This is a genomic window from Bordetella genomosp. 13 (assembly GCF_002119665.1).
Lineage (GTDB): Bacteria > Pseudomonadota > Gammaproteobacteria > Burkholderiales > Burkholderiaceae_B > Bordetella.
The window spans coordinates 5,227,735-5,249,584 of record NZ_CP021111.1; the positions used below are offsets into that span (position 1 = coordinate 5,227,735).

The window sequence follows — 21,850 nt, forward strand, 5'->3', positions numbered from 1 at the left end:
ATCACTTCCCTGCCTTCTCGGTCAGCAGAGTACGCACGCGCGCGATGTCGCGGCGGACGTTACGGATCTGACTGGTGTTGGCAAGCTGCTGCGTGGCCTTCTGCATGCGCAGGCCGAATTGGGCCTTCAGCAGGCTTTCGAGCTCTTTGCCGAGCTCGGCGGCATCCTTCGAACGGAGTTCGCTGGCTTTCATGTGGACTCCTTAAGAACCGATATGACGCGCAACGAACGTCGTGGAGATCGGCAGCTTGGCAGCGGCCAGGCGGAACGCCTCGCGTGCCAGCTCTTCGCTGACCCCTTCCATTTCGTACAGCACCTTGCCGGGTTGGATTTCGGCGACCCAGTACTCGGGGTTGCCCTTACCGTTACCCATCCGGACTTCAGCCGGCTTTTGCGAGATCGGCTTGTCGGGGAAGATGCGGATCCAGATGCGGCCGCCACGCTTGATGTGCCGGTTGATGGCACGACGGGCAGCTTCGATCTGGCGCGCGGTCAGGCGGCCACGGCCGGTGGCCTTCAGGCCGAACTCGCCGAACGAAACGGCAGCGCCGCGGGTCGCCAGGCCGGTGTTGCGGCCCTTTTGCTCTTTGCGATATTTTCTGCGAGAGGGTTGCAGCATGGTTATTCTCCTTCGGGAGCCGGAGCCGCGTCCGCCTTGCGGGGACCACCACGGCCACGACCACCGCCGCCACCAGGACGACCCGGGCGGTTGCCATCGGGACGGTCGCCACGGGGCGCACGACGCGGACGACGCTCTTCTTCACGCGGAGCGGCGGTTTCAGGGGGCAGCTCGCCATTGGCCAGCATGTCGCCCTTGTAGACCCACACCTTGATGCCGATCACACCGTAGGTGGTGTGGGCTTCGGAGGTGCCGTAGTCGATGTTCGCCTTCAGCGTGTGCAGCGGCACACGGCCTTCGCGGTACCACTCGGTACGCGCGATTTCGATGCCGTTCAGACGGCCCGAGCTCATGATCTTGATGCCCTGGGCGCCCAGGCGCATCGCGTTCTGCATGGCGCGCTTCATGGCGCGGCGGAACATGATGCGCTTTTCGAGCTGCTGCGAGATCGAGTCGGCGATCAGCTGAGCGTCGGTTTCCGGCTTGCGGATTTCCTCGATGTTGACGTGCACGGGCACGCCCATCAGACGCTGCAGATCGCTCTTCAGGCCTTCGATGTCTTCGCCGCGCTTGCCGATCACCACACCCGGACGAGCCGAGTAGACGGTGATGCGGGCGTTCTTGGCGGGACGCTCGATGACCACGCGACCGACGGAGGCGCTCTTGAGCTTCTTCTTCAGGTACTCGCGCACGCGGATGTCTTCGGCGAGCATGCCGCCGAAGGCCTTGTCGTCCGCATACCAACGCGAGGACCAGTTACGGGTGACCGCGAGACGGAACCCAGTGGGGTGAATTTTCTGACCCATCGTGACTCCTTAGGCTCCGACCTTGACCGTGATGTGGCAGGTCTGCTTCTCGATACGATTCCCGCGGCCCTTGGCGCGAGCCGAGAAGCGCTTCATCGACTGGGCCTTGTCCACGTAGATCGTGGTGACCTTCAGCTCGTCGATGTCGGCGCCGTCGTTGTGTTCGGCGTTGGCGATGGCGGACTCGACAGCCTTCTTCAGGATGCCGGCGGCCTTCTTCGGGGAGAACGTGAGGATGTTCAGCGCTTGAGCGACCGACTTGCCGCGGATCAGATCCGCGACCAGGCGCGTCTTCTGAGCGGAGATGTGAACCCCACGGATAATGGCAGTAGTTTCCATCGCTTACCTCTTCGACTTCTTGTCGGCGGCGTGACCCTTGAACGTACGGGTCAGCGCGAATTCGCCGAGCTTGTGGCCGACCATGTTCTCGTTGATGTACACGGGAACGTGTTGCTTGCCGTTGTGCACGGCAATGGTCAGACCGATGAACTCGGGCAGGATCGTGGAACGGCGCGACCAGGTCTTGATCGGCTTCTTGTCTTTGCCCGCGACGGCGGTGTCCACCTTCTTGATGAGGTGGGCATCGACGAACGGGCCCTTCTTGATCGAACGTGACATAGTGTTCGCCTCTTACTTGCGCTTGCGCCGTTGGACGATCATGTTGTTCGTCCGCTTGTTGCGACGGGTCTTGAAGCCCTTCGCCGGGGTACCCCACGGGCTGACCGGCTCGCGAGCTTCGCCGGTACGACCCTCGCCGCCACCGTGCGGGTGGTCGATCGGGTTCATGGCCACGCCGCGAACCGTCGGGCGGACACCGCGCCAACGCATCGCACCGGCCTTGCCGATCTGGCGCAGGCTGTGTTCTTCATTGCCCACTTCGCCGATGGTGGCGCGGCACTCGATGTGCACGCGGCGCACTTCACCGGAGCGCAGGCGGACCTGGGCGTACGTGCCTTCGCGAGCCAGCAGCACCGCGGACGCACCGGCCGAACGCGCCATCTGGGCGCCCTTGCCGGGGATCATCTCGATGCAGTGGATCGTGGTACCGACCGGGATGTTGCGGATCGGCAGCGTGTTGCCGGCGCGGATCGGGGCTTCGATGCCCGAGATCAGCGTGGCGCCCACTTCCAGGCCGCGCGGAGCGATGATGTAGCGACGCTCGCCGTCGGCGTAGCACAGCAGAGCGATGTGCGCCGTACGGTTGGGGTCGTACTCGAGACGCTCGACCTTGGCGGGGATGCCGTCCTTGTTGCGACGGAAGTCCACGATGCGGTAGTGCTGCTTGTGACCGCCGCCCTTGTGGCGAACCGTGATGTGGCCGTTGTTGTTACGGCCCGAGCCACGGGTCTGCTTCTCGATCAGCGAGGCGACCGGCGCGCCCTTGTGCAGGGACGCGTTGACCACCTTGACCATGCCGCGACGGCCGGCCGAGGTCGGTTTTACTTTAACGAGGGCCATTTACTTCACCTCCGCAAAGTCGATTTCCTGGCCTTCCACGAGGGAGACGTAGGCCTTGCGCTCGCTGCGGCGGCGGCCGACGAAACGGCCGAAGCGCTTGACTTTGCCCTTACGGTTGAGCACCTGCACGGACTCGACCTGCACCTTGAACAGCAGTTCGACGGCAGCCTTGATTTCCGGCTTGGTAGCGTCAGCCACGACACGGAAAGCGACTTGCTGATATTTCTCGGCGACGAAAGTGGCCTTTTCGGTCACTACCGGAGCCAGAATGACTTGCATCAAGCGTTCGGCGTTCATCCCAGCATCTCCTCGAGTTGAGCGATGGCCGGCTTGGTGATCAGCACTTTCTTGTAGTGGATCAGCGACAACGGATCGGCATAACGGGGCTCGACCACGGCAACGTGCGGCAGGTTGCGGGTGGCGAGGTAAACATTTTCATCGACGGCGTCGGTGATGATCAGCACCGACTCCAGGCCCAGGCTCTTCAGCTTGGCGGCAGCCAGCTTGGTCTTGGGCGATTCGAGCGCGAACGAGTCGACGACGGCGATGCGGTCTTCGCGAGCCAGCTGCGACAGGATCGAGCGGATCCCGGCGCGGTACATCTTCTTGTTGACCTTCTGGCTGAAGTTCTCTTCGGGCGAATTCGGGAAAATCCGGCCACCCCCACGCCACAGCGGCGACGAGGTCATACCGGCGCGAGCGCGGCCGGTACCCTTCTGGCGCCAGGGCTTCTTGGTGGTGTGCTTGACTTCGGCGCGGTCCTTCTGGGCGCGGTTGCCGCTGCGGGCGTTGGCCTGATAGGCCACCACGACCTGGTGAACCAGGGCTTCGTTGAAGTCGCGACCGAAGATGGTGTCGGGTGCGCTGAACGTTTCAGCGGCCTGACCTTGGTCGTTCAGGAGCTTGAGATCCATGTTGCTTACGCCCCCTTCTTGGCCGTCGTGATGTTCTTCACGGCCGGACGCACGATGACATCGCCACCGGCGTGGCCGGGAACGGCGCCCTTGACGAGCAGCAGGCCGCGCTCGGCGTCGACGCGCACCACGTCCAGGTTCTGGACGGTGCGGGTGACGTCACCGAGGTGACCCGACATGCGCTTGCCGGGGAAGATGCGGCCGGGATCCTGCGCCTGGCCGATCGAGCCGGGCACGCGGTGCGAACGCGAGTTACCGTGCGACGCGCGCTGCGAACCGAAGTGGTGGCGCTTGATCGTACCGGCGAAACCCTTACCGATGGTGGTGCCCGTGACGTCGACCTGCTGGCCGGCTTCGAACACGGATTCCACGGCAACCACGGCGCCGGCCGAGAACTCGGCGGCACGGGCGGGATCCAGGCGGAATTCTTTGAGGATGCTGCCGGCTTCGATACCGGCTTTTGCATAGTGGCCGGTCTGGGCCTTCGCAACGCGCGAAGCGCGGCGAGTGCCGTAGGCCAGCTGGACGGCGGCGTAGCCGTCGACTTCAGGCGACTTGACCTGAGCCACGCGGTTGTTGGACACGTCCAGCACGGTCACGGGGATGGATTCGCCATCTTCCGTGAAAATGCGGGTCATGCCGACCTTGCGGCCCACCAGGCCCAGCCGATGGGCGGCCGGCGTGGGTGTCGGATTCGACATCGTTTTCTCCATTCCCGACTGCGATTGGTCGGGGCTAATCGGACAAGGGTAAAGGCTCTTGCCCTACAAAGTTACGTTTCCGGCGGATCCGAAGACCGGAGCCTGCCGGCCGATCCGCCTAGTCCGCCGAGGATTGCGGGCGATGCGGAAAGGGCCCGTGGTGTTACCCACGCATAGGCCATGCCAAAAATGGCAAGCTTCGGATAGTAGCATGGGGTAGAGGCGGTTGCAAGCTGCGGGCAACTATGGCAAGGCCGGGCTGCAGTTTGCGGACAACAGGGGCCTGGCGGATGGTCGATGGAGCAAGCCCGCGCCATGGGAAAGGATGGAAACCGACGCCGCGGCGCCCCTTTCGAGGCGCCGTCATGCGCGTGCGCGGCCAGAAGGGCGCGACCGCCCGACCACGCCACGCCGGCCCTCTTCGAATAACCGCCGCCCGCTATATACCCATCTGCCGCGATCGGCAGAAACATATCCGGAGCGTTTGAAACAAACAATAAATAGCGCCGTATCGCCGCGTCATGCGTTGGTAACATGCGCTCGGCAACTCTGCCGCTTAATTGAATATCAAGAATATACGGGGTGGGTGCTGCGGGCCCCGTCGGGCCAATATGTCTTTGAATGCAGAACTATCGGGTGTATTGAACCGGGACCGACAGATCTCGGTCTCGGTCGGAGCGGAGCGCACGGCGTTCCTGTTCGATGCCATGCAGGGCTCGGACGGCATTTCCACCTTGTCCGAATACCGGGTGCGCCTTCTGCATCGTTCCATGCAGGTGGACGTGGGCGGCCTGCTGGGCAAGCCGCTGACCATGACCATACAGACGGCCGCCACGCCCCGATATATCAATGGCGTGATCGCCAGCTTTGCATTGGTGGGTCAGCAAGGCGACGTGGATCGCTATGTCGTATACGAAGCCGTGGTAGTGCCCTGGCTGTGGCTGGCCACTCATAAAAGAGAATTCCGGATCTACCAGAACCAGTCGGTGCCGGACACCATCAAACAGGTGCTCACGCCTTACGGCTATACGTTCGAGTTCGATCTGGCGGAGAGTTACGAGCCGCGCGTCTACTGCGTGCAGTACGACGAGACCGATTTCCAGTTCGTCAGCAGACTGCTCGAAGCGGAAGGCATTCACTACTACTTCCGGCACGACGAAGACAAGCACACCCTGGTGATGAGCGACGAGGTGCAGAGCCACAAGGCAGTGGCCGGGTACGAGCAGGTGCCCTATTTCACCGAGGACAAACTGACAGTGCCCCGGCAGGACCATATGACGCGGGTGGCGGTGTACCAGGACTTGCGGCCTGGGCGGTATACGACGAACGACTATAACTTCGTCACCCCGAACGCGGACCTGAAGGCGCGGCAGCAGATCAAGCTCGAGCACGAACACAGCGAGGCAGAGGTGTATGAGTGGCCGGGCAACTACGGCGAGGGCCCGTTGGGCGAGCGCTATGCTCGCCAACGCATGCAGGAGCAGCATCACGTGCGCGACACGCGCACCTTGCTCGGCACGGCTAGAGGCGTGGCCACCGGCTCGCTGTTCAGCCTGATCGGCTGCCCGCGCGCGGAAGAAGATCGGGAATACCTGGTGCTGGCCACGCGCTACGACCTGAAGGGAAACAACTACCACTCCGTGAACGGCGAGGCTGGATCCAGCGGCCACAGATGCCAGTTCACCTGGACCGTGCAGGATGCGAAGCTGCCATTCCGGCCGCCCAGGATCACGGAGAAGCCTCGCACCAAAGGCCCGCAGACCGCGGTAGTGGTCGGCCCGCAGGGCAAGGAAATCTGGACTGACGAGTACGGCCGGGTGAAAGTGCATTTCCACTGGGACCGCTACGACAACCGGGACGAGAACAGCTCGTGCTGGATCCGCGTGTCGAGCAGCTGGGCAAGCGGCAACTTCGGCGCAATCCAGGTGCCCCGGATCGGCGACGAGGTGATCGTGGATTTCCTGAATGGAGATCCGGATTATCCGATCATCACCGGCCGGGTATACAACGCGGCGAAAATGCCGCCCTGGAAGCTGCCCGAGAACGAAACGCAGATGGGCATCTACTCGCGCTCCAGTCCGGGCGGCAACTATCACACGGCCAATGCGCTCCGATTCGAGGACAAGGCCGGGCATGAGGAGATCTACATCCTCGCGCAGAAGGATCGCAACGAGAAGACCAAGAACAACCACACCGAACGGATCGACAACAACTGGGTCCAGTCCGTGGGGCATCACAAGGCCATCGAGGTAGATGGCAATCACAGCGAGTCGGTGCATGGAAACATGACCCTGCACGTGGGCCCCAGCGGCGTGGGCAGGGTGCTGACCGACTCGTTCCGCAAGCTGGTGGAAGGCATCGCCGACGTGGCCAAGTCGCTGCCCATACCGGGCATCAATCAACTGGGACGCGGCGTCTATTCGCTATTTGCGGACCAGGCCATCAACGAGGCCACCGCCGGCGTGAAGACCCAGTTCGTCGGGTTGACGAAGACGGTCACGGTAGGCGGCACCATCGTCGAAAGCGCGGGCCACTCCATACAGTTCACGTCAGGCTCGCATTTCTCGGCGGATGCCGCGAACACCGTTTCCCTGACCTCGAATGGCGAGTTCCATGTGCAGGTCGGCAAATCGGAACTGCGGTTGACCGCCGACGGTTTCATCAGGCTGAGCGGAGATACGCTCTTCCTAAATTTCGAGAACGGCATCGAAATGCAGGCCACGAACGAGATTGCACTGTCTTCCAAGAAGATCAATCTGAACTGATTTTTTATGATTCTCAATAAAAGACAGTTTGTCTTGTCCGGGGCAACACTATTGATCGTGTTGGCCGCGCTGGCCGTGGCATCGATCCTGTTCGGCGAGAGACGCAAGCCGCCGCTCGCTTCTGCTGACGGCCACCTTTCCTGCGACAGCACGCAGTACCTGGAATACAACAAGATCATGGCGGCCGCCGGAGAGATGACGGTTGGCAGACAGGTGGGCTCGGGCACTCGCGAGCAGCAGCAACGGATGCTCGACGCCTTCCAGGCGCTGGCGCTACCGAAGGAGAAGAGCGTGATTGCCGCAGGTCACTTCCCGACGGGCAAGCTGTACGTGACCACATGCGAGAACGAGAGATGCACGTTCGACGAAATGGGAACACCGAGGCGGACCTGCGGAAGGGAGAATTGGGACGATTGTCCATATCTCGCGATGCAGTTCAGGGAAAAGAGATATTGCCTTCTGCAACCAGCGGATCAATGACATGAGCAATACCACATACCCGTTCGGCGACGCAGCGGGCGAACCCGTAAGGCGCCTGTCCGGCACCCTCTTCCAAGACTCAACCACGACCGATTTCCATGATTCTGAATAAAAGGCAGTTTCTTATTTCCGGGGGAATCCTGCTGCTGGCGGTGATCGGACTGCTGGTGGCGTCGCTGCTGTACGGCGAAAAAAACAGCCCCCTGCTTTCGTCCGCAAACGGGCAGCTTACGTGCGACAGCGCGCAATACGAGGAATACAACAAGAACATGGTGCTGGCGGGCGAGATGACGGTGGGCAGGATGCCAGCGTCGGGCACCCGCCAGCAGCAGCAGAAGATGCTCGACGCCTTCGAGGCGCTCGATCTGCCCCGTGACAAGACCATCGTCGCCGCAGGCCACCTTCCCACGGGAAAGGTGTACACGACGGTGTGTGAGAACGAAAAATGCACGATGGAGGAAATGGCCAAACCCGAACAAGCCTGCATGACGGACGACTGGAACGGCTGCTCGTACCTGGCGATGCAGTTCAGGGAAAAACGCTACTGCTTCCTGACGCCTGCGGACCAATGACATGAGCAGTTCAGATTTTCCGTTCGGCAATGACCTGATGAAGCCCGAGGACTGGGTGGGCAGCATGGGTGCCAAATCCAAGCGATGGCTGATCTCGTACGAAGGCAGCCTGGCCGTCGTATGTGGCTACCACAGCTTCATCTTCCTTGGCCTGGACAGCATGGCCATCAGCGTCGTGAATATCCTGAACTGCGGCGTCACCGTCAGCGCCCCCATCGGCAAGATATTCAAGGCCGCGGGTGGCGCGGCGAGGGATGCCTTGGCATTCGAGAAGATCAACGATCACGCGGGAAACGCCAAGAAAGTCGACGATGCCGTCACGATGGAGAGGGAGCAAGGCGAAGCGAGCAGCGGCATGGCGCTCTACGAACGCATGAAGAAGGCCATCCCTCAGTTGGTCTACGCGACCAAACCGTTTTCTTTCGATGATCTGGCGGGCATGCCAGGAGGGATAGCCGGCGCCGAGATAGAAGCTGTCGGCGCCGCGGGGATATATCGGATCGAGGGCTATGAAGGCGTAACGGGTGGTTTGACGAGTGATTTTTACTTTCGGGCCACGATCGCCAATGCCGGAACGGGGCTGGTGGCGGGCGGCGTGGGCGTATCCGCGGGCGTCTGGAGCGTAGAAGGGCCGCGCAATCTCTACTGGGAACTGGCCGCCCGGTCTCGCGCGCGCTGTCTTGTGGAGAACAGCGCGCCGGGCTATGACCAGCCTTACAGACAGATTCCCAACCTTCATCCGTATCTGCAGTCGCTGCCTCCGGCGGGTTGCTCATTGGAGGAGGCGAACTTCAATCCCATGCGCATCATGCAGCAGCCGGTCCTGTAACCATGAACTCTCAGAACGGATTCGAACCCAGCAAGCCGGCATTGAGCGGTGCGATACTGTCCAAGGCCGGCCAGAGCATGCCTGACCTATGGCGCATCCAGCACTCGAATGCCAACCTGGTTGCCCGATTCGTGCGAACCGGGCAACCGCAACGGGCAGCGGGCATTTCCGCGTTGGTCGGCGAAGCAGAGACAACGATTCGGCGCGAATTGCAATCCATCCCGGCAACGTCATGGGAACGCCTGTGCGAGGCTGCGGGCTGGACGCAGGTAGGCGCGGCATCACTCTCGTGGTGCGACGGCGCGAGCGACGAACAGGTATGGCGCGCTTGGGAAAATGCCACGCCCTCGACGCCCGGCGGGGATGCATTCTTCATCGCCGCCAAATCGATGAACGCAAAGTTCCTGTTGGAAGACGACACGCTCTCCGCATTTGTGCCCCATCTCCTGACGGACAAGATGAAGGTATACGTCTCCCTGGCAGCACGCTCCGAGCAAGTCTTGATGGACTGCTCGCCTGCGGCTTTGCTTGCGTTTCCCAAGGACTTCCAGGATTTCCTGTCCCATCGAGACATCAAGCTCGTCCATCCGGACGCCAAGCGCTAAAGCCACGCTCACGATCCGCACAAGCGGCCTTTGACCCAGGATATCCATACGGCCATGCCATCCGCAGCACGACTCGACGATCTGGCTTCCGACCATGACGGCGCGCCGCCGACGCCGTGCATCGGCGCATCGCCCGACGTCAGCATCGACGGCCGGCCTGCGGTGCGCCAGGGCGACCCGTTCGGCTCCCATGCCCGCCCGGACGAATCCGACCATGCACGCAGCCTTGCGGGCGGCTCCGGCTCCGTCTTCATCAACGGCAAGCCGGCCGGCAGGATAGGCGACCCGATCTCATGCGGCGGACAGGTCGCCGAAGGCTCGGACACCGTGTCCATCGGGGATTGAGCAAGCCGCCGGCTTGACCGCCCTACCGTCCACCCCTCTGCGCGGCGGCATCCAGCCTGGCCTGCTGCGCGGGCGGCAATTCGCCGTCGCCCAGCACCTGGATGGCGCTTTCGGGGCGGTAGCTGACGGGCTGGCCTGTCGGCGCAGGGCCGCGCGTCGGGGCGGAGGGCGGCGCGGCAGCGCCATCCGTTCCGAACCCGAGGATCTGCACCGTCACGATGGACGGCAGCGCCTGCCGCGACTTGTCGCGGGCCCGCGACACCGACTCCTGCGCCGCCGTCGCCGCATTGCTCGCCGCCGCGCTGGCGCTGGTGAGCGCGCCGGTGTTCACCGAGGCCGCCACCGGAACGCCCTTGGACTCGCCTTCCACCTGGATGTTGGAGGCGTTCAACACGCGCAGCGCCGCCACGTTGAAGTTGCCCGCCACGCGTATGCCCGCATCGCCGGCGTTCACGGTGCCGCCAGGGGCCACCAGGTCGACGTCGCCCTCGCCCACGGTGCCGATCCCGGCCCCGCTCATGTCGCGCTTTTCCCGCACGGTGATGTTGCCGTCTTGGTCCGCGGTGACTTCCGGCGCCTGCGGCACGCGCACCGTCTTGGCGCCGCGGCCGGCGTCGATGTCGCCGCGGGTGGACCACAGCACCTGGTCGCTGCCCAGCGGCTCGGCCTGCGAGACGAAGGACAGGATGCGCGAACGGTTGACGACGATGTCACGGTCCGCGAACACGTTGATCTGCCCCGGCGAAGCCAGGGTCACCAGGCCGTAGCCGTTGGGCACCGCCGCGCCCAGCGCCGCCGCCTGCAGGCCGCCCCCGGGGGTAAAGACGTTGACGTCGCCCCCCTGGTGCGTGCGCGCCGCCAGCCGGGTGAACGCGATATCGCCCGCGCCCGTCCAAGCGCTGCGCCAATCGTCCGGCAGATCCTGCGCGTAGCGCACGGGCTGGTCCGCGGCCGCCGTGCCCCGGAACAGCGTGTCGATGGCCGCGTAGCCGCGCCGATAGCCGCCGTTGCTGGACTGGCCCTGCGCATTCACGTCGTTCTGGTCGCGGCCGCCCTCGCGTAGTTCGTACATGAATATCTGGCGCAGGAATTGCTGGCGCGCCAACGCCGGCAATTGCTGGTATTGATCCCAGGCCTGCTGCGGGGTGAGCTTGCCGTCCTCGGAGCCGGTCAGGCTGGCGACCCTTCCGGCGCCCAGCATTCCCTCCACGAAGGACACCAGGCCGCGGCGCGCCAGCTTGTTCAAATCGCCACGGGCTTCCACGCCGTCGACCAGGTACAGCGGCACCGTCGTGCCATCGGTCAGCGTGGTCTTCAGATAGCCCGGCATGGCCGCCACGTTCGCGGGGTTCAGGTAGGCCTGCTCGAAGGCGCCGTAGCTGGGCGCCGCGTTCATGCCCGCCATGAGCGTGATGTCGGCGCCTTCGTCGGGCAGCGCCTTGATGACGTTCGGCTCGAAAACGCGCGGCAGTGCGGGGACGTAATCCCAATACCGGTTGGCATTGGAGTACAGCGACAGGTTGTTCCCCTGGATGTCGCGCCCGGCCAGCAGCAGCAGTTCCCCCGGCCCTTGCAGGGCGGCGCGGCTGCCCCGGTCGTAGTAGTACGACTCCGCGCTTCCACCGTATGTCGCATAGACGTGCGACAGGGGTCGGTTCTCCACCGCCAGGATGTCGTTGCCCGCCGCCAGCAAAGTGGTGTCGGTGGCGCGCAGGTTGCGCCCGCTCAGCTCGAAGTTGCGAATGTCGGTGCCGGCCTGCACGCGCACCGATTCCGACGCGATGAGGTTCAGGTCGGTGATGGAGCCACTGGCCGCGTACAGGCGGCTGGGCGCGAAGTCATGCGCCTGCATGGGCAGCGCATCGGGATTGTCGTAGATCCCCCCGTTCAGCATGTTCGTGAGGAACGTATTGGACACATGGGCGCCCTTCAGGGGAGTTCCGAACGCCGACCCGCCACTGAGCATCGTCGTGAGACCCGTCCACGACGTGAGTATCGACGGCCATTTGTCCAGCGTGGTCTGGACCATGACGATGGCGCCGGTATTCAGAAGGCTGCCGCCCCGCAGGAAATGCAGGTCCTGGGCGGCCAGCAGCGACAGGTCGCTGGTAGCCGCCGGCGCCATCGCCAGCAGGCCGCCGACGTCGATGCTGCCGCCCAGGGCGGACACGCTCACCTTGGCCGGGTACAGCCCCAGCCTGTCCGTCTGCAGCTTGGTATCGGTCACGCCGCTGACCAATTGAGTGGTATTGGCCGTGTCGTTGCCCGCCACGTATTCCGACTGGTTTTCCAGGCGCACATTGCCGCCGGTGGACACCAGCTTGAGCGCGCTGCGCTCGGTGAAGCTGCTCATGAAGAGCCCGTGGCTGGAGGCACCCGACACGTCCCTGTCGGCCTGGTCGAAGTAGGCGCGGCGTATTTCCATGGGGTCGATCACGGTCTGCAGGACCAGATCCCCGTACGTCTTCAGCGTAAGCGTGGCATCGGACAACGCCAGCACAGGCGCGATGTCGTAGCGGTAGGCGGAGAAGGGCCACGTGCTCGACGTGCCGGTCAGGGCATAGCCGACGGCGCTTGCGCCTGCCTCGATCTGACCCGCGCCACGGCCCACGTAGTACTGGCCGGCCTTCAGGGTGCCGCCCGCCTTCACCTGCAGCTGCCCGCCATTGCGGATGACGATGGCCGGCGCCGCATCGTCGGCCGAACGCCCGCCCGTCACCCGCATGGTGCTGGGCAGCGCAACCACGAGATTGACCAGATCGCCGCCAGCGGAGAGCCGCACGTTGCCGCCGCCCAGCGCGCCCAGCCCCTGCTGGAAGGTCGCGTAGTTGACCCACCAGCTGGGCTGCTGGCCTCTTGCGGACATGTTCGGAGGAACATCCCAGGAATTGCCGACGTTGTACGCATCGTAATAGCCGGTGGGATTCTCAAGGTCGCCGCCATAACGCCCCTGGCGGAACAGCCATTCGGTCAGTATGTGATCCGATCGCGAACCCTGCGCGGTGGGCGCCTGCACGCTGCCTTGTGCCGCGATGTCGACGTGGCCGCCGTCGGCGCCGTACTGGGCATCCACGCTCGCGGTGCTGAAACCACCGCCCAGCGTCGGGTTGGCCTCGGCACTGCCCGCGGTGTACAGGACGGACTCTTTGTGCGCCAGCACCACGTCGCGCCCTGCTCGCACCGTCAGGTCGCCGGTGCCGGTACGCACCAGCTTGCCCGCGCCGCCGCTGCCGGGCGTGACGTTGGCCGTGCCCACGCGGATCGTGCCGGCATCGGCCGCCAGCGCGCCCGTTGCCTGCACGGCCAGCGCGTCGACCGAGGCCAGGTCCGCGCCCGACACCAGGCGCAGATTCCACGACGGGGCGGCGGCCAGCCTGCCGCCGCGGTCGACCGCGTCGAAGCCATCGCTCAGGTGGCCGTCGATATTCAGGTTGCGCGCCGCGCGCAGGGTCAGCGTGCCTTCGCGGTGGGTCGCGCCGAAGTCGGCATTCAGGTTCCAGTCGCTGCCCAGCGTCAGGTTCCCGGCGCTGGTGATCTCGATGCCGGCGGCCAGCGTGTAGGCGGCCGCATTGCCGCCCAGACCGGCCAGGATGCCGGTGTTGCCCGCAAAGGCATTCGCTTCGCCGATGGCCGCGGCCTTGACGGATTCCACCGTGCCATCCGCGCTGGCGTAACTGCGCGCGCCTTCCAGTACGGTGGACCGCGCGCCCTGCACGACGGCGTCCAGCGCGGTGACGTTCAGGCCGTCGTTGCCCGCATTGCGCTGCGCTCGCACCCGCAGCCTGCCGCCTTCCCCACCGCTCAGATCCAGCGTGCCGCCTGCCAGGTGCAGGTTGCCGTCGACCGCTTCCAGGGTGATGCGGCTGCTGCCCAGGCCGTCGATGGCGTCGGTGGCATGGGCGGCCAGCACAGCGCCGCTTTGCATCACCAGGCCTCCGCCCCCCACCAGGCGGATGCTGCCGCCATAGACGGCGCTGGCCTCGACGTGCGCCGTGCCGTCGACGGTGATCACGCCCCGGTCGGTAATGACTTCGAAGTCGGAAACACGCGTGGCGCCCGCGATGGTCAGGTCGCCCTGGCGGATGCGCAGCTGCCACGATTGGTTGAAGCCGGCCTCGTTGAGCGTCTGCGCCAGCCCGCCGAAGTCGGCCAGTCGGTCGATGGCCAGCGCGAAGCGGCCGCCGTCCGTGCCGGCGCCGGCCCGCGCCTGCAACGCGCCGCCGAATTGCACGCGTCCGCCGGCCGAGGCATCCACCGTCAGGCTGCCGGCATTGCCGCCGTCTTTGTGGGCGGACAGGTCCAACACGCTGCCCGGGGCCAGGTCGATCAATCCGCCCCGGGTGGCCAGGCTGATCTGGCCCGCATCCACGTATTGCGGCACGTCGAAGAACACTTTCTCCAGGCCGCCCGCGAGCAGGCTGCCTTGGTCAGTGACCGTCAGGTCACCCGTGCCGGCATCCACCGTGATGCTGCCGCCCAGCGCCAGCACCGGCAGACCGACCGTCACGCCCTGGCCGGCCAGGCTCAGGCGCGCGCCCAGCGCAAGCTTGCCCAGTTCGGCCAGCGCCGCGGCGTCCATGTCCGCCGTCTTCTGCAACACGAGCCCGTCCTGCGTGCGCACGGCCTGATCGGCGCCGGCGCGGCCCTGCAGCACCGGCGCGCTCAGCGTCAGCGCCGCCGTGCCGGCATCCAGGGCGCCACTGCCTTCGCCCACGATGCGCTGGCTGGCCGACAGCAGCACCTGGCCGAAGCCGGAAATGGACTTGTCGCCCGCGCCCAGCACCAGTTCGTCGGCCATCAGTTCCAGACGGCCGCTGCCCGTGCCGACGCCGACGGCCTGCGCACCGGTGTTCTGCAGGGTCAGGCGTGCGGCCCGCACCTGTACCGCATCGGCGCCAGCGCCCTGCAAGGCCGCGGCGTCGAACACCACCTGCGCCAGGCCGCGCATATCGAGCGCGCGATGAAAGTCCAGGCTGCTGTAGCTGTGCAATGTCAGCGCCTGCGTGCGCGACAACTGTGCCAGCGCGGCGGCGTCCAGCGCCAGGCCCGCGCTACCGCCGCCGATGCCGATGCGGCCCGCCGCCACCGACAAGGCGGTGCCCGACAACTGTGCGCCCGCTGCCATCTCGGTCGTGTTGGTGGCATCGATCAGCAGCGCCGCGCCGCCTTCCAGCAGGGCGCCCGCGCCGATGCGTACCTGGCCGCCCGTCGTGGTATCCACGTTCTCGCGCAGCGCGCTCACCGCCCGGCCGCTGCCCACGCGCACCAGCGCGCCCCAGTCCCTGGAAGGCGTGGTGATGCTGTCGTCGCTGGTGTCGTTCGGGGTGTTGTTGTCGTTCCATTCGGCCGCGACCTGCGGCTTGAGCACGAGATCCGCGTCCTCGCCGGAAGCCTGGCCATGGGCGCGCAGCACGCTGCCCGATTCGATCGACACCAGGTTGGTCGCGGCCAGGATCACTTCCGGTCCGCTCAAGACGGAGTCGGCCGTGTTGCGCAGCACGACGTCGCTGGCGGCCACGTCGACCTGCAGGCCCCGCGCGTCGCCCGTGCGTGTGCCGCCCACCAGCAGGCTGCCCGCGCCGAAGCGCGTCAGGCTGCCGGCATCCACGATCAGGTAGCCGTCGGCGTGCAGGTCGCTGCCGTCCTGGCCGGCGCCGACGATGGCGATTCTGTCGGCGGAAATGTCCACCAGGCTGCCGCGGCCGCCCTGGTCGGGATGCGAGCGCAGCTGCCCGTCCAGGGCCAGGGTGTTCGTGGCCTTGAACACGACCGCGCCGCCGTCGCGTGGCAGCCGAGGGGTGACGACGTCTTGCCCCGTCAGGCGGTACTGCGTCAGCTTGAAGGCGTCCGAGCCGAAGAAGGCGTTGGCCTGGGCTTCGTTGTATTCGCTGACCTTGCGCACCAGGTCGCCCGACGACACGCGCCATGCCGAGGCGGTGGCCTCCCGCGCGCCGCTGATCGTGTCCTGCACCCGACCGGCCACGATCACCGAGCCATCGCGCAGGGTGGCCACCTGGCCGCGCGACGCGGCCCCAGCCGGCAAGACCCGCCCCGTCGCCTGCACCGCGAAGGCGCCGGGCAGCAACGCATAGTGCGCCGGCAGCAGCGTATACCAGCCGGCATCCAGGCCGCCCCCGGCCAGCCACACCTCGCGGCCGGCGGCATCGCCCGCGCCGCGCATATCGGGCGACAGGCCGTGGTAGCGCGGCAGCACCGCGTACATGCCCGGCAGCGTCAGCACGTCGTGCGAGCCGCCCGATCCGGGTACGTGCTCCCACGCGTACAGATCTCCCCCGCCCGCGATGTCCACCACCGCGCCTGCGGCCATGCTCACGTCCGGCGCCTGCAGGGATACGCGCTTTTCCGGCAGCGACGACAGATAGCGGTTCTCGTCGAGGACGCTGCCGTCGTTAAGATTCGCGCGATTGCGGCCCTGTGGGTTGGCTGGGTCCAGCCAGTACTCGGCGTTGCGCAACGTGCCGTAGAGCACGCCCAGGCCCGCTCCGGACACCGAGGTCAGGCTGGCGTCGCCCAGCAACAGGCGCTCGCTGGCGTCCAGCACGATCTGTCCGAAGGGCGCTCGCAGTACGCCGGCTTGCTCGATGATGGGCGCGGTCAGCGTCAGGCTGCCACCGGCCGACAGCGGCGTCGCGGCGCTGCCGTTGCCTCGCACGGTGATGGACTGGTCCGACCGGATGCGCGCCGTGACGGCCGTGGCCGGATAGACCTGCGCCGCCTTGATTTCCACCGCCCCGTCCACGTCCAGCGTGGCACGCAGGTTGGCGTCGTCGTAGTCGGCATTACCTTCGCCGTATGCCTCCGCCACGAAGCGCAGGTCGCCGGTTTCCAGCAAGGTGCGCTCGAAGCCGCGCACGCTGACGTTCAAGGCTTGCGAAGCGTCGCCCTTCACACTGCTGCCCGCGATGTCGAGGACCTGGCTGGCCGAAAGAATCAGTTCGCCGACATTGCCGGCGGCGCTGCCGACCGTGCCGGGCAACGGCTTCAGTTGCAGCGCATTGGCGTGCAGGCGCGCCACCCCGCCCTTGCCATCGCTCCTGATGACCGGAGCCGTGATGCGCAGGCGGCCGTCGACATTGAGATCCACCCCGCTGGACACCTGTATGCCCACTTTCGCGGAATGCAGCTCCAGCGTCGATATGCCCGTGTTCTGCAGCGTCGCCGACGCGACGTGCAACGTGCTGTCCGCGGTAGCGATGTTGCCGATGCTGATCTTGTGGCTCAATGCCGTCCCGGTGCCGCTCCAGAAGTGCTTGTTGAGCAGGTCGACGACCCGTTGATCGATCGCCGTGTTGTATTCCCACGGCGCGATGCCCGCACCCGCGCCCGGGGCGAGCGCCGCGCCCGCGTCGATGACCAGCCCGCTGCTGCCGGACACCAAGGTGGGCAGGGAGCTGTTGATCGCGGTGCGCATGGCGCTGGCCATCCTGACGTCACCGGCGTATTCGTCGAATACGTCGAGGTTGGCGCTGGTGCCTATGACGCGCGTGTACTGTATTCCGTCGAACGTATGCGTTCCGGTCATTCCGGCGGGCGTCCGGTAAAACAGGAAGGACCCGACGTCGGGGTTCACAAGATCCCCGGACGGGCTGCCGGCCGAGCTGGTGTCCATGATGGACAGCGAGCCGCCTGCCGCCTGCGCATTGCCGCCGTGGGCTCGCAGCGTGGCGTTGATGGCGCCGCCCCCTTCCACCGTGATCGCCACGGCTCCGCCATCGCTGCCCACCTCCTGCGCCGTGCGCCGGGTCCGGTCGAGCGCGGTCGCGCCGCGGGCCCAGTGTTCCACCGTGCCCCGCGCGCCGGACACGTCGATCAGCGAGCCGGCCCTGGCATCCAGCGACCCGGCAGTCAGCGAAACCGTGCCGCCCGCGAGTACCTGGCCGCGATGCAGATTCGTTGCCGGGTCGTGAAAGATCTGCGCCACCCCGGGCAGCAGCAGCTCGGCCCCGTCCGCCAGCGTCAAGGCGGTCTTGGCACGGATGTCCAGCGTGCCCGCCGGCGCCAGGATGCGGCCGGCCACGGAAGCCGTCCCGGACCCATCGGCGTCCAGGGAGACCGACCCGCCAGGATCCACTTGGATGAGAGAGCCCGCCTCGATGCGGATGCTTCCGCCGGATGCGCCAGTCGACAGCGACAGGCCGCCGGGGGCGCGTGCCGCGCGGGCGCGTCCGTCCAGTTCGTCCAGTGCCAGGGGCGTCAGCACGCGGCCCAGTGAATCGTCACTGGGAAGTGCCCGCAGCGCCTGCGGCGCCGACATGTCCCATACCTTGGGCAGGATGCGAACCTGCGCCCCCTCCGCGACCACGATATCCCCGCCGAGCGAGCGGATGCCGATCGTGCCGAAGCCGCGGTCGCTGTACAGCGCTTCCGGCAGATGCAGCGTTTGCACCGCACCCGGCGCCGCCCCTGCCTCGGACGCGGCGCCGCCCACCTGCACGTCCCCGGTGGCCATGAGGCTGAGCCGGGACGCATCGCCCCCCGACCAGCCCCGCAGGTCCAGCGTACCGAGCGCGGCATTGTCGAACGCCATCAGGCTGATGATGCCGCCGTTGCCGGCCCGCACCCCGCGGGACCCACCGCCCGCCGACGCGGCATCAGGCAGCCAGCCGCCGCCGGATACGTCGAGCACCGCGCCGGCCGCCACGTCCACCTTGCCGTATACCGTGCCCAGGCCCTCTTTCACCGGCGTGCCCAGCATGATGCCTCCGCCATGGATGGCCCGGCCCAGCGTGACGCCGCCGCCTGCGGCGTCGTTGACCCACTGGCCCGCGGTGCTCAGCACACTGTTCGCCCCCAGGCGTAGGACGCTGTCCGCGACACCGCCCGCGCTCAGGACGATGTTGCCGCCTGGCGCGATGAGATGGCCCTGAATGTCGAAGTTCCCAGGGTTGCCCGCGCCTTCGTAGACCTGGGCCGCGAAGCGGCTCCCCGGCGCAAGGTTCAGCACCACGCCTTCTTCCAGCGTGAACCCGGCGGTCAGGTTCAGTTCGATGGAACCCAGGCCGGAATCGCCCAATGCCGAGGCGGACAGCCAGGTGGTCCGGCCCGCGCCCGCGGGGGTACCGGCGGATTGTCCTTCCGGTCCGGCCAGGAAGGCGTCCCGGCCCAGCGGGCTGTCGATAGTGAAGTCGCCAGGCAGCAGCGTCGGCGTATTGCTGATGATGACCTGGCCCAGCGTCCACAAGCCTTCCTGCGCCCGGTTGGAACCTATGGTCAGGCGGCCGGCTCGGGGCAGGTCGGACTGTTCCTGTGCGCGGTCGCCCGGCTGTACCGAACCCTTGATCTCGCCCTCCAGGATGTAGGCGCTGCCGGCGATGATTTCGAGCGAACCCGCTTCCCGCCCTTCGACGTACCCCTGCTCCCAGCGCCGCCGCGGCCACAACGGGTTCACATAGGTCCGCGTGACGTCCCAGCGCGCGTGCGTGTGCTGGTACTGGCCGGCGATGCCCACGTAGGTCATGTCCGCCGGCGCGGACGACATCGAATACACGCGCCCGTCCGCGCCGCGCAACTGAGTCTCGGTATTCCAGCCATCGCTGTAGCGAACCGACCCGCCGGAGACGTCCAGGATGGAGCCCGGCCGCGTGATCATCGAGCCGTTGGACTGGATGGTGATATTGCCGCCCCGCGCCGCCAGTTCGGACAGGGTCACCAGGCCATTGCCCACCCACCCGGTCACGTCCGCCAGCGGGGTGCCGACCCAGGCGCCCTTGACCACTTTGCCGGAATCGTCGGACACCCATTCCACGCCCGCCATCAGGCCGTCGAAAACGCCGGACTTGCGGCGGTCCACGATGACTTTCCTGCCGTACAGCCAGGTCCCCGCTTGCAGATGAGAGTCGCGCAGCTCGTTGATGCGCAGTTCGGCCTCGACGAAGTTGGCAGCCATGTCCACCGGCATTTCCAGCAGGCCGGCGGTGCTGATGGTGGCGTCTGCCCCGATGAGGATGCGGCTGCCGTCGCCGAATTGCATGTGGCGAGGTTCGGCGGCGGGGTTGGCCTGGGCCTGGATGTCGATGTTGCCCGCCGCGGCGGTGACCTGGGCGCGGGCCTGCACGTCGATGGTTTTGCCGTAGAGCTCGATACGGCCGGGCTGGTAGCGGTTGGCCAGCGCGCCGCTTTCGATCTGGGTGGTGTCCCGCCAGTCGTTGACGACCTGGGTGATGCTGTCCGGTCCCACGGTGAGCTTGCCGCCCGACCAGGACACCAGGTGCGTGGCAGAGGGGTCGACATTGTTGTCGATGTTGTAGACGCCCTGGCCCCAGGCGCGCAGGCGGATGGAGCCCGCCCGGTTGTTCAGCGCCGTGCTGGCTTGCAGCACGCCGTTCTGGTCGATCTCGCGCGACACCAGGGTGATGTCGCCATGATCGGCCTGGACGATGCCGGTGTTCTCCACGCTGTACCCGACCTCGGCCGCGCGGCGCTCCATCAGCGGCACGATGTCGGACACGATACGTCCGATGAGATACTGGTCGAACCCGGGGCCTGTCCGCGGATTGAGCAGGAACCTGGCGGGGAAAGCCCAGGGCCTCACCGAGGAGGCGACGGCATCGAAACCGCGCACGGTCGGGCTGCTGCCCTTGGCTTCCAGCCAGACATTTTCGCCAGCGGCCAGCAGCGTCTGGCCCTCCGGGGTCCGGATGCTGCCGGCATTGCTGACCTTGGGCGCGAACATCAGCACGTGGCCGCCCTGGGCATCGATCCGCGCGCCGGCCAACACCTTGACGTCGCCGGGCGCGGTGCCAGGATCGAATGCGGGACCCATGTCGTCGAACAGGACGGACGAATCGGCCGGCATGGTCGTGGGGTTTTCACCGAACGTGGGAATCCCCACGGCGATCTCCAGGCCGCTCCAGTAGCCCGGGTCACCCGTGTTCGCGCCCAGTCGCACGTTGAGGCCGGCCTTGAACTGCTCGTCCGTCAGCTTCAGGCTGGAAGCCACCAGGCTGCGAGTATTGATCTGGCTGGAACCGGTGAAGACAACGCCATTGCGGTTGATGAGATACACCCCGCCTTCGGCCTTGATCTGGCCCGCGATCTCGCTGGGCCTGCCGCTGGGATCGGTGATGCGATTCAGCACCACCCATTCGTTGCGCCCGGTCTTGGCGTCGGTGCCCGCGCTCTGGTCGAAGCGCACGGTGGTGTTCTTGCCTACGTTGAAGGTCTTCCAGTTCAGGATCGCCTTGTCTTCGTTCTGCTTGATGGCGACTTCGGTGCGGCCCTGCTCCTGCCTCGTGCGCAGCGTCTGGTCGGCGCCCTGCCAACCCGCGGCCAGGTCCTGCTGCAGCCCGCCCAGGGCCACGCCGTCCGGGATGGACGAGATGGCGGCCAGCTCCTTGTCGCGCTCCCGCTGCTGGCGCGCCATCTCGGCGGCGATCGCCTGCGCCGTGCGGCCGGCATTGGCCACCATCCGGCCGGTCTGCGCGGCGGCCTGGCGCTGGCTCGTCGACTGCATGGACGCTGCCTGGGCGCGCTTGGCGCGGGCGGCGTTCAGGCCGGCAGCGCCGGAGACGCTTTCCCGTGCGGCGCCCTGCGCCGACCACCAGGCCCCGGCGGCACGGGCCTGCTGGGAAGAAGCCAGGCCGCCGGCCAGCAGCAGCGCCGCCAGGGCGGCATGCAACACCGTGGGCTTCGAAGGAAAGGCAGGAACGGCAGCGCGGGGCACACGACGAACGGGCATGGGAAGGATTCCGGAAAACTTGAACCAGCGGTGTGCCGGCGGATTCTTCCGCACGGAA

General features: G+C 66.3%; 16 protein-coding genes. 6 read left to right on the forward strand and 10 right to left on the reverse strand.

The window, feature by feature from the left end; genetic code table 11:
• Window position 1 precedes the first annotated feature (1 nt).
• Genes rpmC through rplC form a run of 9 tightly spaced genes read right to left on the reverse strand, consistent with a single transcriptional unit; the run spans window position 2 to window position 4,498 of the window.
• Window positions 2-193: a 50S ribosomal protein L29 gene (rpmC, locus tag CAL15_RS23640; RefSeq protein ID WP_086080738.1), complete on the reverse strand. Its 192-nt coding sequence runs from the start codon at window positions 191-193 to the stop codon at window positions 2-4.
• Window positions 194-202: 9 nt separating this feature from the next.
• The gene (gene rplP, locus CAL15_RS23645) at window positions 203-619 is read right to left on the reverse strand and encodes a 50S ribosomal protein L16 (RefSeq protein WP_066414167.1); all 417 of its coding nucleotides are present in this window, start codon (window positions 617-619) and stop codon (window positions 203-205) included.
• Between the two features lie 2 nt (window positions 620-621).
• Window positions 622-1,425, reverse strand: a complete 804-nt coding sequence (gene rpsC / locus CAL15_RS23650) for a 30S ribosomal protein S3 (protein ID WP_086080739.1) — start codon at window positions 1,423-1,425, stop codon at window positions 622-624.
• Between the two features lie 9 nt (window positions 1,426-1,434).
• Complete coding sequence (rplV, locus tag CAL15_RS23655) at window positions 1,435-1,764, reverse strand: 50S ribosomal protein L22 (RefSeq protein ID WP_086080740.1); 330 nt, start codon at window positions 1,762-1,764, stop codon at window positions 1,435-1,437.
• A 3-nt stretch (window positions 1,765-1,767) separates the two neighbouring features.
• Window positions 1,768-2,043, reverse strand: a complete 276-nt coding sequence (gene rpsS / locus CAL15_RS23660) for a 30S ribosomal protein S19 (RefSeq protein ID WP_086080741.1) — start codon at window positions 2,041-2,043, stop codon at window positions 1,768-1,770.
• Window positions 2,044-2,055: 12 nt separating this feature from the next.
• Window positions 2,056-2,883, reverse strand: a complete 828-nt coding sequence (gene rplB, locus CAL15_RS23665) for a 50S ribosomal protein L2 (RefSeq protein ID WP_086080742.1) — start codon at window positions 2,881-2,883, stop codon at window positions 2,056-2,058.
• Complete coding sequence (rplW, locus tag CAL15_RS23670; RefSeq protein WP_086080743.1) at window positions 2,884-3,180, reverse strand: 50S ribosomal protein L23; 297 nt, start codon at window positions 3,178-3,180, stop codon at window positions 2,884-2,886.
• Window positions 3,177-3,797 (reverse strand): 50S ribosomal protein L4, encoded by a 621-nt coding sequence (gene rplD / locus CAL15_RS23675; RefSeq protein WP_086080744.1) that lies wholly within the window; start codon window positions 3,795-3,797, stop codon window positions 3,177-3,179. Before rplD ends, rplW begins: the two co-directional genes overlap by 4 nt.
• A gap of 5 nt (window positions 3,798-3,802) precedes the next feature.
• Window positions 3,803-4,498: a 50S ribosomal protein L3 gene (gene rplC / locus CAL15_RS23680; RefSeq protein WP_198299109.1), complete on the reverse strand. Its 696-nt coding sequence runs from the start codon at window positions 4,496-4,498 to the stop codon at window positions 3,803-3,805.
• Window positions 4,499-5,139: 641 nt separating this feature from the next.
• On the opposite strand from rplC, the gene CAL15_RS23685 reads away from it, so the two are divergent.
• From CAL15_RS23685 to CAL15_RS23710, 6 genes are all read left to right on the forward strand, one after another.
• The gene (locus CAL15_RS23685; protein ID WP_157666727.1) at window positions 5,140-7,263 is read left to right on the forward strand and encodes a type VI secretion system Vgr family protein; all 2,124 of its coding nucleotides are present in this window, start codon (window positions 5,140-5,142) and stop codon (window positions 7,261-7,263) included.
• A gap of 6 nt (window positions 7,264-7,269) precedes the next feature.
• Window positions 7,270-7,743, forward strand: coding sequence for a hypothetical protein (locus CAL15_RS23690; protein ID WP_157666728.1), 474 nt, complete (start codon window positions 7,270-7,272; stop codon window positions 7,741-7,743).
• Window positions 7,744-7,841: 98 nt separating this feature from the next.
• On the forward strand, window positions 7,842-8,315 hold the full coding sequence (locus CAL15_RS23695; RefSeq protein ID WP_086080748.1) for a hypothetical protein: 474 nt from the start codon (window positions 7,842-7,844) through the stop codon (window positions 8,313-8,315).
• A 1-nt stretch (window position 8,316) separates the two neighbouring features.
• Window positions 8,317-9,144: a hypothetical protein gene (locus tag CAL15_RS23700; RefSeq protein WP_086080749.1), complete on the forward strand. Its 828-nt coding sequence runs from the start codon at window positions 8,317-8,319 to the stop codon at window positions 9,142-9,144.
• Between the two features lie 2 nt (window positions 9,145-9,146).
• Entirely contained in the window at window positions 9,147-9,749 is a 603-nt protein-coding gene (locus CAL15_RS23705; RefSeq protein WP_086080750.1) for a hypothetical protein, read from the forward strand.
• 54 nt (window positions 9,750-9,803) lie between these two features.
• Window positions 9,804-10,094 carry a PAAR domain-containing protein gene (locus tag CAL15_RS23710; RefSeq protein WP_086080751.1) on the forward strand — a complete coding sequence of 97 codons (291 nt, stop codon included), beginning with the start codon at window positions 9,804-9,806 and terminating at the stop codon, window positions 10,092-10,094.
• 22 nt (window positions 10,095-10,116) lie between these two features.
• Here the strand turns inward: CAL15_RS23710 and CAL15_RS23715 are convergent, their stop codons facing one another.
• The gene (locus tag CAL15_RS23715; RefSeq protein ID WP_157666729.1) at window positions 10,117-21,792 is read right to left on the reverse strand and encodes a filamentous haemagglutinin family protein; all 11,676 of its coding nucleotides are present in this window, start codon (window positions 21,790-21,792) and stop codon (window positions 10,117-10,119) included.
• Window positions 21,793-21,850 lie beyond the last annotated feature (58 nt).

What these genes read in the sequence shown, in the direction of transcription:
- rpmC (WP_086080738.1), bottom strand. Translation starts at nt 193, where the DNA reads ATGAAAGCCAGCGAACTCCGTTCGAAGGATGCCGCCGAGCTCGGCAAA.
- rplP (WP_066414167.1), bottom strand. Translation starts at nt 619, where the DNA reads ATGCTGCAACCCTCTCGCAGAAAATATCGCAAAGAGCAAAAGGGCCGC.
- rpsC (WP_086080739.1), bottom strand. Translation starts at nt 1,425, where the DNA reads ATGGGTCAGAAAATTCACCCCACTGGGTTCCGTCTCGCGGTCACCCGT.
- rplV (WP_086080740.1), bottom strand. Translation starts at nt 1,764, where the DNA reads ATGGAAACTACTGCCATTATCCGTGGGGTTCACATCTCCGCTCAGAAG.
- rpsS (WP_086080741.1), bottom strand. Translation starts at nt 2,043, where the DNA reads ATGTCACGTTCGATCAAGAAGGGCCCGTTCGTCGATGCCCACCTCATC.
- rplB (WP_086080742.1), bottom strand. Translation starts at nt 2,883, where the DNA reads ATGGCCCTCGTTAAAGTAAAACCGACCTCGGCCGGCCGTCGCGGCATG.
- rplW (WP_086080743.1), bottom strand. Translation starts at nt 3,180, where the DNA reads ATGAACGCCGAACGCTTGATGCAAGTCATTCTGGCTCCGGTAGTGACC.
- rplD (WP_086080744.1), bottom strand. Translation starts at nt 3,797, where the DNA reads ATGGATCTCAAGCTCCTGAACGACCAAGGTCAGGCCGCTGAAACGTTC.
- rplC (WP_198299109.1), bottom strand. Translation starts at nt 4,498, where the DNA reads ATGTCGAATCCGACACCCACGCCGGCCGCCCATCGGCTGGGCCTGGTG.
- CAL15_RS23690 (WP_157666728.1), top strand. Translation starts at nt 7,270, where the DNA reads ATGATTCTCAATAAAAGACAGTTTGTCTTGTCCGGGGCAACACTATTG.
- CAL15_RS23695 (WP_086080748.1), top strand. Translation starts at nt 7,842, where the DNA reads ATGATTCTGAATAAAAGGCAGTTTCTTATTTCCGGGGGAATCCTGCTG.
- CAL15_RS23700 (WP_086080749.1), top strand. Translation starts at nt 8,317, where the DNA reads ATGAGCAGTTCAGATTTTCCGTTCGGCAATGACCTGATGAAGCCCGAG.
- CAL15_RS23705 (WP_086080750.1), top strand. Translation starts at nt 9,147, where the DNA reads ATGAACTCTCAGAACGGATTCGAACCCAGCAAGCCGGCATTGAGCGGT.
- CAL15_RS23710 (WP_086080751.1), top strand. Translation starts at nt 9,804, where the DNA reads ATGCCATCCGCAGCACGACTCGACGATCTGGCTTCCGACCATGACGGC.
- CAL15_RS23715 (WP_157666729.1), bottom strand. Translation starts at nt 21,792, where the DNA reads ATGCCCGTTCGTCGTGTGCCCCGCGCTGCCGTTCCTGCCTTTCCTTCG.